This window comes from Methylomonas koyamae (assembly GCF_001644025.1).
Classification (GTDB): Bacteria; Pseudomonadota; Gammaproteobacteria; order Methylococcales; family Methylomonadaceae; genus Methylomonas; species Methylomonas koyamae_A.
The window spans coordinates 1-12,082 of record NZ_LUUK01000203.1 but is presented as its reverse complement, the minus strand read 5'-3'; the positions used below and the strand labels follow the sequence as shown (position 1 = coordinate 12,082).

The window sequence follows — 12,082 nt, the reverse complement described above, 5'->3', positions numbered from 1 at the left end:
CTGGGCGCCGCCGACCAAAACATTCCGCCCGCGCTAGTCCAAACGGCCTTGCGCCGACGTCCGAACGCCCGCGTCGAGATCGTCGATGCCGGGCACGGCCAAGGCTGGCCCGGACTTTGGCCCGGCATACTCCGGAAAATCGCCGACGATTTGGCCGCCGGCGGCCGTTGATTTGCAGCGCGGGGGTTTTCTGCTATGGTTCCCGCACCGTCCCCACACCCGATAGGTGTCCGCATGAAAGCATCGCATCTTCGTCACCGCGGCTTGGCCCTGGCCATCGCCGGCATTCTGCTCGGCGCCTGCGCCCGCGACGTCAGCCAGGAAGAAATGGCCAAGGCGACCGAAGGCTACATCGTCGCCGACACCAACAAGCTGCTGGTCGTCGACTGCTTGCTGCCCGGTCAGGTCCGCAAACTCGGCGCCGAAATGACCTATCTGTCCGCCCGCCGGCCGGTCCGCACCACCGCCGCCGATTGCGAGGTGCGCGGCGGCGAGTATGTGGCTTACGACCGAGCCAACTACGCCAGCGCGTTGAAAATCTGGCTACCCAAGGCCCAGGAAGGCGATGCCGCCGCCCAATTGACGGTCGGCGAGATCTTCGAAAAAGGCCTGGGCACGACCGCCGATTACAAGGCGGCCGCCCAGTGGTACGAAAAAGCCGCCGCCCAGGGCAATTTTCAGGCGCAATTGAATCTCGGCCATTTGTACGAGAAAGGCTTGGGCGTCCCGCAGGACAAGGATGCGGCATTGCGCTGGTACCGCAAGTCGGCGGGCCTCGATCAAACCGACATCCAGTTCGCCCCTGCGGTCGATGCCAAGGAACTGGAAACCCTGCGTGGCGAAGTCGCCGAATCGCGCAAGGAAGCCGAGGCATTGCGCGGCCAGTTGCAGGACATCCGCCAGCAGGCGCTGGACCAGCAAGACAGCCTACGCAAGGCCCAATCCGAACTGGAAACGCTACGCCATAAGCTACAACAGCAAAAAGCCGCGCCGTCCGGCGGCGACACCTCTGCGCTGGAACGGCAGTTGCGCGATAAAGAAGCCCAATTGAAGGAACAGCAAGCGCGACTCGGCACGCTGACCGAAACACTGAAGCAGGAACGCCAACGCCAAAAATCGGACGATGCCCCCCGGAGCGGCAAAACACCGGAGGTCATCAAGACCAACGATGTCGAAAATCGATTGAACGAAAAGATCGAAGCCTATCAAAAGCAATCGGCCGAATTGACCGCCTGGCTGACCTCGCCGGACAAACTGGACCGCTCGCGCATCGACGCCCGCAAACAAGCGCTGCAACAACAAGCCAAGGACATCGCCGAACTGAAACAACAATTGGAACAGCAAAAGTCCACGCTGCTGGCGTCCGGCTCCGGACCGAACATCGAGTTGATCGAACCGGCCGTCACCGTGACGCGGGGCATTCCGGCGATCCAATTCAGTAGCGGCGAACGCAGCAAGCGCCTGGTCGGCCGCATCGACGCCATCAAGGGCTTGAGCAAACTGATGCTGAACGACAAAGCCATCAAGGTGGATAGCGACGGCCGCTTCGAGACCGACGTCAGCCTGCAAGGCGACGAAACCCTGGTGCAAATCGTCGCCACCGACAAACGTAATCAAAGCAGCAACCTGAATCTGCGTCTGCTGGCCGGCGACAATCAGGCCCAGGCCAGTTATCCAAGCAGCAACGCCAACGACATTAAACGTCCCGGCGACATACAATTCGGCAAGTTTTACGCGCTAATCATCGGCAACAACGATTACGGCGCCTATTCCCCACTAAAAACTCCGATCGCCGACGCCAAGAGCGTCGAACTGCTGTTACGCGAGCGCTACGGCTTTAAAACCAAATTGCTGATCAACGCCAATCGCCACGCGATCATGTCGGCGTTCAACGAACTCAATCAAAAGCTCACCGACCAGGACAATCTGCTGATTTATTACGCCGGCCACGGCGAAATCGATCAAAAAAGCCAGACCGCCTATTGGCTGCCGGTCGACGCCGAAGTCGGCAACAGCGCCAACTGGATTTCCAGCCAAAGCATCACCGAATTCATCGGCATCATGCCGGCCAAGCACATCATGGTCGTCGCCGATTCTTGCTACTCCGGCGCCTTGACCGGCTCGGCGATCGCCAAATTGCCGGACGGCATGGACGAAGCCAAGCGCGAACGCTGGCTGAAAGCGATGAACGCCCGCAAGGCCCGCACCGTGCTGACCTCCGGCGGCGTCAAGCCGGTGATGGATCAAGGTGGCGGCGATCATTCGGTATTCGCCAACGCCTTCTTGAAAGTGCTACGTGGCAACAAGCGCATCATCGAGGATTACGACATCTTTCGCGACGTCGCCAACCAAGTTCGCACCTCGGCCTCGCGCGGCGGCTTCGAGCAAACGCCGCAATACGCCCCGCTGCAACACGCCGGTCACGAAGGTAGCCCGTTCTTTTTCGTACCGGAGGCTTGATGCCGGACCGTTTTCCATTGGACGGAGCGATGCGGCGGCTCAGCGAACGACATAGCTAATATCGGGTGTTTATCCCCGCTGCGTTGGGAGAGCAAACGCCGCAATACGCCCCTTTGCAACACGCCGGTCACGAGGGTAGCCCGTTTTTTCGTACCGGAAGCTTGAGGCCGGACCGCCTTCCATTGGCCGAGGGCAATGCGGTGGTTCACCGCTGGCTGAGCGGAGTCGAAGCCAGCTTTTCGCTTCGACTTCGCTCAGCGAACGACTTAGCCAATAAGGTAACCCGTTCTTTTTCGTACCGGAGGCTTGAGGCCGGACCGCCTTCCATTGACCGGGGCGATGCGGCGGTTCAGCGCTGGCTGAGCGGAGTCGAAGCCAGCTTTTCGCTTCGACTTCGCTCAGCGAACGACTTAGCCAATAAGGTAGCCCGTTCTTTTTCGTACCGGAGGCTTGAGGCCGGACCGCCTTCCATTGCCGGGGCGACGCGGCGGTTCACCGCTGGCTGAGCGGAGTCGAAGCCAGCCAGTTCGCTTCGACTTCGCTCAGCGAACGACATCACTAATATGGAAGCTTACGCTATTCGACATCGGTTGCGGCTCTCATCAGCGACCGACATAGCTAGCATCGAGGTGTTTATCCCCCGCTACGTTGGGAAAGGGCGTTTTTAGTTCGCGCTGAATAATGACCGCTCTTTTTACTCTGAAAGTCGTAAGGCAAAATCAGGACATACCTGTCGTTCAAACCGCTCCCTATCCCCTCTATTTCATTGTTCCGGGTGAAACCTCCACCATGATCGTTATCTGATATTCCCGCTATCGACCTATACTTCGCATTCCGCTTGGGCAATACCGATTCTCGATCGACCCACCGGCTATTTATTCCAGAAACTCATAAGCCACGGAATTTATCCGTAAGCTCGGTGACCGCACCCGAGCCGGCCACAAGACCGATTGCGGCATCGCAAGCGGCCACACGGCACCGCAATTAAACTGTGGCATTTCACACACCTGTCAAACGTTTTTCACCAGTCGCCTTTAGCAACCGACCGCGCGCCAAAGTGGCCCGCAACCTCGGTCGAACGTGCAAACCAGGCCAATAGAACGTCTCAAACTCCCCACCGACCGCGTCTGCTTTTTTCACTAACGCCGAACACTTGGCGGCTGCGATTATTTCTCTAATTGTTCTACGTTATTTGCACAGCGTGATTCAAATCACATAATTTTTTAATGGAAATTAGCCATTTAACATAGCTGCAATTTTCAGGTTTTCCATTTAATTGAAAACTATAGCTTTTATGAATGGCACACTTCTTGACTTTATCCAGAATGCCGATCACCGGCCATCGCGCCAACCACTTGCCGCGATAGCCGCCGAGGCGCCGGAAAAGGGCGATCTCGGCTGTTCTGAGGGGGGCAGACGTTCGGCATTTACGATATCGCACCACTTACAAGGAATACCCATGTCTTATACCAAAACCAAATTTTCCTCCACCCGCAAAACCATGCTGGCACTCGCGGTTTCGCTAGCCGCGTCCTCCGCCGCGCAGGCGGCCGTGGTCACCGGCACGATTCGCGCCGCGACCGACGCGACCTACGGCGCCGGCACCACCATCGATTACTGGGCGTTCGATTTAAGCGCCGACGCCAACATCGTGATCGATGTCCGCGCTAACGAAGGCTATTCCAACGGCTGGGGTTCACATCCGAACGCTTACGTGGACTTGAACGGCGACGGCGAAATCACACTGGCCGATACCCAGTTCCGTCTGTATCAGGATACGGTGTCTATCGATACCGAAATCACCAGCGCCGACGACGGTTCCAGCTACACCCCGCCGGGCGACAGCAACGGTTGGGCGGACGGCACCCTGATGTCGCGCGACTCCTATCTATCCACCGCGCTGGGCGCCGGCCATTACATCATTGCGTTCGGCGACTACAAACTGGATTCCAACGATGGCGTGCAAGGCTTCAATTCCGGCGACACCATCACCGCCGCCACCGGGATCAACCCCTTTACCGGCGCTACCGGCCAAGACCATTTCGACTACCAATTGACCTTCCTGGCCAGCGACTTCACCACCGGCGACAGCCTGAACGTCAATGCCTTCCAAGTCAACCTGAACGGCGATCCGATCGACCCCGCGCCGGTGCCGGTTCCCGGCGCGGTATGGCTGTTCGGTTCGGTCCTGGCCGGTTATCTGGGTTCGGCCAAACGTAAATCGGCCTAACCATCCCCACTCGGAGTAACCGCAACCGGACGAATCGCGTCGATTTGCCGTTGGCGGTTACTCCCGCACCCTTGGAATCATTCCGGCGCCGTTCGATTCGGCACCGAAACAGGAGACTGTAAGCATGTCTATCAATAAATTATTCGAAACCACTTTACTGGCATCAGCGTTGACTCTGGCGTTCGCGCAACCGGCCGCCGCCGCGTGGACCGGCAACGACAACAGCGTCGAATTGGGCACGACCATTACCAACCCTGCCTTCAACGGCAGCACCGTCGGTTTTTCCGGTAACCCGGCGCTGACCAACGACGCCTGGGGGATGCAAGCCGCGTTCACCAATTTCTATCTACCGACTTCCGCGCAAAGCGTCATCATCGACGCGCGTTCGTCCGCCGGCAATTACCCGGCTTTCTCGATCTTCCGCACCAACGTGGCCTATTCCGGCGACACGGTCGGCGTAGACACACCCGCCGAGGTCACCGGACAAATCCATAAATTCAACTCGGTCGGCCAAGCCGGCGATCCCGGCATCATCTGGGCCACCGGACCGGACGGCATCGTCGAAACCCTGGGTTACGTCAGCTCTTCGTCCAATAACTACGTCAACTCTTACGGCGGCGTCATCGACTCGGGCGCGCACGACATCAGCAACGACGACTTGTACGAAACCGGCGTCACCGGCGCTATCGGCGTGACCGGCAACCCAGCCTTCGCCACCACCAAACGCTACGCAACCTTGACTTTGACCGACCTACAAGCCGGCTGGTACGCAATATTCGTCGGCGGCGCGGACATCGCCGGCACCGGCGGGGATATCACCGTCAAAGTCACCGCCTCGGCGGCGGCATCGACCTACACGCCACCGGCGGCCGTACCCGTTCCGGCCGCGGTTTGGTTGTTCGGTAGTGCCCTGGTCGGCTTCCTGGGTCTGAATCGCAAATCGGTACGCGTCTGACCGACGGCTGCCCCGCCAACCTTCGGTTGGCGGGAAGTCGGCAAATGTAACGCTAACAAAATGTCGCCAAGGATGGCGGCCCTTCAATCGGCTATCTGAACCTTCAGACACGCCGCCGTAATGAATTCCGGGCGACGGCCGATCGGCCCACCGCCTATTTCTCTTGTTTAAATTCGCAGAGTAAGACCATGCGCATAATCCGCACTATCCGTTTATCAGGCTTGATGGCCGCCGCAATCGTTTTCAACACACCGCTGTCGGCGGCGGAATTGGCTCTGGGACCGATGCCGATCAGCCTGAAAACGCTGCCGGTGCCGCCAGTACCAGGCCTGGTGGACGGTAGCGCCCCGATTGTGGTCAATAAAGCGGCGGCCATCGCCCTCGGAAAAGCCTTATTCTGGGATAGCAACGTCGGCAGCGACGGCATGGCTTGCGCCTCCTGCCACTTCCACGCCGGTGCGGACGGCCGCACTAAAAACCAAGTTTCGGCCGGCGGCCAATCGGCCTCGATCGCCGAACAAATCTTCGACGCCGCCGCCGACGCCACCCCGTTGGGTCCCAACCGGCCGCTCAGCGTATTCGACTTTCCGCTACACCAGCGTGAAAACCCATTGGCCGATTCGACGGTGATGTTCGATACCGACAATGTGGTCGGCTCCGCCGGCACCTTCGCGGGCGATTTCAAAGCGGTCACCCGCTATAGCAGCGGCATCGACACCTGCGACCGCGCCCCCGACCCGATATTCCGGGTCGGCGCGAACGGCACCCGGCGGGTAACGCCGCGCAACGCGCCGACCGTGATTAACGCGGTGTTCAACCACCGCAACTTCTGGGACGGCCGCGCCAACAACAGTTTCAACGGCAGCAGTCCTTGGGGCGACCGCGACCCCAATGCCGGCGTCTGGGTGCTGACCGGCACCCGAACCGTGCAAAAACAACGCTTGCGTTTGATCAATTCGTCGTTGGCCTCGTTGGCGGTGGCACCACCCACCAATCACACCGAAATGAGCTGCAACAATCGGACTTTGCTGGACTTGGGCCGAAAACTGCTGTTCCGCCAACCGCTACAAAACCAGTCGGTGCATGCCTCCGACAGCGTGTTGGGTCCCTATAGCTTTAGCGATGCCGACAAGTTGAGTCCGGGACTGAACACCACATACGCCGGGCTGATTCGGCAAGCCTACAACGCCAAATATTGGTCGTATTCGGGTAGAGTGCCGGTTAGCCCGCCGGTCGGCCAATCGCCTTACACCCAGTTGGAAGCGAACTTTCCGATGTTCTTCGCGTTGGCGATTCAGCTTTACGAAAGCACCTTAATCTCCGACGAAGCGCCGTTCGATACCAGCGCCCGCGATGCCAATCACCAACCGATAGACCTGAGTGCCGAAGAATTGAACGGTTTGAAACAATTCAGAAGCAATCAATGCGGGCTATGCCATTTGGGGCCGAACTTCAGCTCGGCCTCGATCGCAGCCAACGCCGCCATCGCCCAAACCCACCCCGAAGCCTTCGGCGAACCGACCTTCCGCATCAGCGCCAGCCCGAACGTGGTCAACCGCATTCCGCTGATGGTCGGCAACCAGCCGGTCACCGCGTTCTACGACACCGGCTTTTCATCGAACGGCGCCGCGCGCGAGGCCAACGACATCGGTGCCGGCGGCGTGGACGATTTCGGCAACCCGCTGTCGTTCAGCAACCAATATTTACAATTGTTGGCCGGCAATACCTCCGCCATTCTGGACAGCGAAGTCAATGCCGTGCGCGCTTGCGATTTTCAAAATGCGATGGCGACCAATATGACACTCCGCTATTCCCTACCCAATTTGTTTACTCAAACCGACGGCCTGCTGCCGCAACCGCAAACCACCGCGAATTGCTTCCTGCCGTTAAGCAACGCCTTCATCCCAACACCGGCGGCGGCGCAAGCGGAGCTAAACAAAGCGGTGAACAAAAGAATGGTCGCGGCGGTCGCCGCCACGTTTAAAACGCCGACGCTGCGCAACATCGAATTGACCGGTCCCTACATGCACAACGGCGGCATGGCGACCTTGGAGCAAGTGGTGGAATTTTACAGTCGCGGCGGCAATTTCAACCTCGACAGCAAGCACGTGACCCGGGTATTTCCCCAACCCACCTTGCAGTCCAATCCGCAAAACCGCGCCGATTTGGTGGCTTTCCTGAAAACCTTGACCGACGAGCGCGTGCTTTACCAACGGGCGCCGTTCGATCATCCGGCTTTGAAAATTCCGCACGGACAGGTCGGCGACGAAACCGCGACCTTCAGCGGCAATCCGCTCAACGCGGCCTTGTCCAAGGACGAATATCTGCAGCTCCCGGCCGTCGGCGCCGACGGCGTCACCGAACCGCTGACCAGCTTCGAACAGCGTCTGGCGCATTGAGGAAATCGAGAACCGCTTGAGCCTCGCGCATTACCGGAGCGTGACCGCGACCCTGATTTTCGGACCGCGACACCGGCATTGCGTCGGGGCGGCTTCAGCCGCGATCAAAAGCGTTTGGCATGGGACACGCTTTCAGTCGCCGCTAAAGCGCCTCCCACAACTTGATGTTTGCGCCGACACATTCCCGCGCCACGCGCGGGAACGGCCGAACGGCTTGACTTACTTCAAACCCATGCAACTGGCGTAATAGCTGACGGTGCCGGACCAATCGGAAAAGATGCCCAAAATACCGACGTCCCGCGCCAACACATCCAGCGTGGTCATGATATCGCCGTCGTTTTCCAACGCATCCAGCGTGGATTGATAATAAAACGACGGGCTGGCCGTGCCTTTGGTCGGCAACACTTCCTCGACGATACGGCCGGAACGCTCCAAGGTCCAGGTAATGATGCCCAAACCGGCGGCCTTGGCGTCCTTGGCGTATTGCGAGGGCACGATTTTGCCGGTGGCGTCCACGCTGAGCAACATCCACATCGGTGGGGCGACGATCTTGATACCCTGCGCGACGTATCCCTTCAAATCCGCGGCGGTCGGAACGTCGGCCGGCGTATTGGCGTCGTCCAGATAAACCGCTTGCTGGCCGAAAGCCGGCTCATGCTGAATCCAATACAGCACATCGTCCTTGTTAAACGACTGCGCCCAAACGGTTTTCGGCGAAACGCCGGCCGCCTTGTATTCGTCGATCATGGCTTGCGCGTACGCGGCCTGACTGCCGAAGACGTCCTCGACCTGCAATTTGGCGTTGCGGTTGGGGCTTTTCAATTCCGGCGTGTATTTGCTGCCCAGTTTTTTCAACAGCGCGATACTCTCCTGGTGCGTCAGCAGCGTGCCACCGGTCGAGTAAAGATCGGTCCGCCAGTTGGCGGTACCCGCCAAAAACTGTTCCGGCGTCACGGCGTTGGGGTTGGACGCATCCATCTTGCCTTTCAGCGACTTGAACTCGGACAAGCTCAAATCGCTGGTGCAGCACAGCGCCGACGCGGCCTTGGTGCGCTTGCCGGTCGCATCGAACTCGGCCGGCGAAAACGGCTTGGAGCAGGCGGCCGCCAACGGCGTGACCAAGATATTGGTCGTGGTATGCAGATCGCATTGGTCGTGACGGCACACTAGTTCGCCGTCCTTGGTAAAGGTCACGTCGCATTCCTGCACGCCCGCGCCCATCCGCGAGCCGGCTTCATGGCTTTCCTGGGTGTGCTCCGGAAATTGCAACGTGCCGCCGCCGCGATGACCGATCGAAAAATGGGTTTTATGGAATGGCCCGTCGCCGCAGCTCTCCAGTTTGGATTTCAAGCGGCCGGGGCTCATTTTATCGATCAAATAATAAGGCCGCGGCCCCACTTGCACGCTTTCGTCTTGCTGCCAGCGATCGGCATCGCGCCCCAAATCCTTACCGTCCGCGCCGGCCAAGGCCGACCACAGACAACCGCTTAACAGCAGCATTCCGGCTGCATGACGCGTCAATCTCTTGCTTATCAACATTGCAATCTCCCAGGGTTCTCGAATAGTTTGCGCCGGCCCCGCCCCGTTGCCGCGACAGCGAACGGGCGCTCTAAAACAGATAGCCGGCAATGCGTTACCGCGAACACTGTGTATCACGCCAATATTTCAACCGCGTTAATCGCAACGATCAGCGGACCTATCGCGCGATGCGCGCGATGGCGAACGACCGCGACGCGACGAGCCGCGCTCACCCTTTGCCCGCGCCAACAGACAGACGACAACAAGCAAGCTCGCCGAAGCAATAGCGAGCGTCCTGTAATCAACACGGAACCTTCTCTGGCGAACATCGAGCGATCTCCGATCAACACCGGCCGTTCTACGATCAACATCGGATGTTCTAAGATCAACACCGGACGTTCTACGATCAACACCGGACGTTCTACGATCAACACCGGACGTTCTACGATCAACACCGGGCGTTCTCCAATCAACACCGGGCGTTCTACGATCAACACCGGACGTTCTCCGATCAACATCGGACGTTCTCCGATCAACACTGGCCTCCGGCTAAAAATCACTGTTGCTTGCCTGACAAACAATCGACGTTGCGTGTCCGCGCTAAATGCGTGCGTCTTCAGAATAAAAACCCGGCTGCTAAAACAGGATTACCGGATATTGATCGGCCGACGCCCGATGTTCACCACACACCGTTGCATGTTCAAAATAGAATGCCGGCTGTTCGGCACGGAGCGCCGGAGAATGCGCGGTGCGTCTTGCCGCTTTATCTGATCAGTTCGCCGAACTCGGGCAGATCGATGTCGTTCGAAACATGCCAAGTCGCCCGTGCGACAACGCACAACCCTGTGCCTGAGCGAAGCCGAAGGCCATCCGGCTAAGCCGCCCGTGCGCTGGCGGACGACCCGGTGCCTGAGCGGAGCCGAAGGCCATCCGGCTATGCCGCCTGTGCGGCGGCGGACGTTTGGATGTCGTCAGATAACCGCCGTCTTCCTTTCTAAGCCGCCTGTGCGGCGGCGGACGGTTCATGAGTCGATTAATCGGCGGAGCGATGTTTCTAAGCCGCCTGTGCGGCGGCGGACATCTAACGACGTCTCGGACTCGAAGTTATCCGTTTCTAAGCCGCCTGTGCGGCGGCGGACATTAGTGAGTAATGATGATCCATATTGGCTGATTTCTAAGCCGCCTGTGCGGCGGCGGACGTTTTGCCGGCGGCCAGGGTTTGGTTGATGCTTTTCTAAGCCGCCTGTGCGGCGGCGGACACGAGGCCGCGCGCGGCCCTTTCCCTGCGTTCTTTCTAAGCCGCCTGTGCGGCGGCGGACCTGGCATGTCGCGCTGGGTTTTGCCGACGCCTTTTCTAAGCCGCCTGTGCGGCGGCGGACCTGCGCTTTGGCAAAGCTGTAGACGGCATGTAGTTTCTAAGCCGCCTGTGCGGCGGCGGACTTATTTCGCTGGGAACTGGCGCCGTTGCGTAATTTCTAAGCCGCCTGTGCGGCGGCGGACCCTGGTGACATGTCAAATGCATGTGCGGTTCTTTTCTAAGCCGCCTGTGCGGCGGCGGACCAGGTGTGCTTCTTCTACGACTGCGGCGATCTTTTCTAAGCCGCCTGTGCGGCGGCGGACGGTGCCGACTCGGGTTCTCTTGGCTGGGCATATTTCTAAGCCGCCTGTGCGGCGGCGGACGAACCCAGCGGCGCGGTCGTAGTGCAATCCAATTTCTAAGCCGCCTGTGCGGCGGCGGACTTTGTCGGTGCGTCGCTTCGCTCCCTATTGATTTTCTAAGCCGCCTGTGCGGCGGCGGACGATGACCTTGGCACCGACCAAGCCTTGGTGCTTTTCTAAGCCGCCTGTGCGGCGGCGGACACCCGCTGGATTTCCTGACCGACTACGCCAATTTTCTAAGCCGCCTGTGCGGCGGCGGACTTGAATTTGGACTATTTCGACGCTGGGAACATTTTCTAAGCCGCCTGTGCGGCGGCGGACTGTCTACCCTCGCAATTGCCTAAAAGGGCTAATTTCTAAGCCGCCTGTGCGGCGGCGGACTAACAGGCGCGCCGACCTCAGGCTCAAACAAATTTCTAAGCCGCCTGTGCGGCGGCGGACCCGGCCGACTGCTCGACGGCGTTGAGCATAATTTTCTAAGCCGCCTGTGCGGCGGCGGACAAGTGTTGGATTTCGGATTATCGATGTCATGCTTTCTAAGCCGCCTGTGCGGCGGCGGACAAGCATGGGCCTTGCGTGAGGCAAGAATCAATTTTCTAAGCCGCCTGTGCGGCGGCGGACGTGGATGTGGAGCAGAGCGGCGGCGGCGTGTATTTCTAAGCCGCCTGTGCGGCGGCGGACTGTCTACCCTCGCAATTGCCTAAAAGGGCTAATTTCTAAGCCGCCTGTGCGGCGGCGGACTGCTGACAGAAATGCAGGCAAGCCGGCCATTTTTTCTAAGCCGCCTGTGCGGCGGCGGACGATTGCAATCCTGGCAACAACGGCCCAACGATTTTCTAAGCCGCCTGTGCGGCGGCGGAC

Annotated in this window: 6 protein-coding genes and 1 CRISPR repeat array; of the genes, 4 read left to right on the top strand and 2 right to left on the bottom strand. The window is 59.3% G+C overall.

The window, feature by feature from the left end:
- The first annotated feature begins 234 nt into the window (after positions 1-234).
- The 4 genes from A1355_RS20180 (at position 235) to A1355_RS20165 (ending at position 8,044) form a co-directional block, all read left to right on the top strand.
- Positions 235-2,460, top strand: coding sequence for a caspase family protein (locus A1355_RS20180; protein WP_064031085.1), 2,226 nt, complete (start codon positions 235-237; stop codon positions 2,458-2,460).
- A 1,459-nt stretch (positions 2,461-3,919) separates the two neighbouring features.
- Positions 3,920-4,690, top strand: a complete 771-nt coding sequence (locus A1355_RS25830; protein WP_064031084.1) for a hypothetical protein — start codon at positions 3,920-3,922, stop codon at positions 4,688-4,690.
- Between the two features lie 124 nt (positions 4,691-4,814).
- A complete protein-coding gene (locus tag A1355_RS25825) occupies positions 4,815-5,645 on the top strand; it encodes a hypothetical protein (protein ID WP_064031083.1) in 831 nt (276 codons plus the stop codon).
- 188 nt (positions 5,646-5,833) lie between these two features.
- Complete coding sequence (locus A1355_RS20165; protein ID WP_064031082.1) at positions 5,834-8,044, top strand: cytochrome-c peroxidase; 2,211 nt, start codon at positions 5,834-5,836, stop codon at positions 8,042-8,044.
- A gap of 219 nt (positions 8,045-8,263) precedes the next feature.
- Here the strand turns inward: A1355_RS20165 and A1355_RS20160 are convergent, their stop codons facing one another.
- The gene (locus tag A1355_RS20160; protein ID WP_064031081.1) at positions 8,264-9,583 is read right to left on the bottom strand and encodes a glycerophosphodiester phosphodiesterase family protein; all 1,320 of its coding nucleotides are present in this window, start codon (positions 9,581-9,583) and stop codon (positions 8,264-8,266) included.
- Between the two features lie 113 nt (positions 9,584-9,696).
- The gene (locus A1355_RS25375; RefSeq protein WP_157197967.1) at positions 9,697-10,080 is read right to left on the bottom strand and encodes a hypothetical protein; all 384 of its coding nucleotides are present in this window, start codon (positions 10,078-10,080) and stop codon (positions 9,697-9,699) included.
- 413 nt (positions 10,081-10,493) lie between these two features.
- Positions 10,494-12,082: a CRISPR direct-repeat array (repeat unit 28 nt; unit sequence TTTCTAAGCCGCCTGTGCGGCGGCGGAC).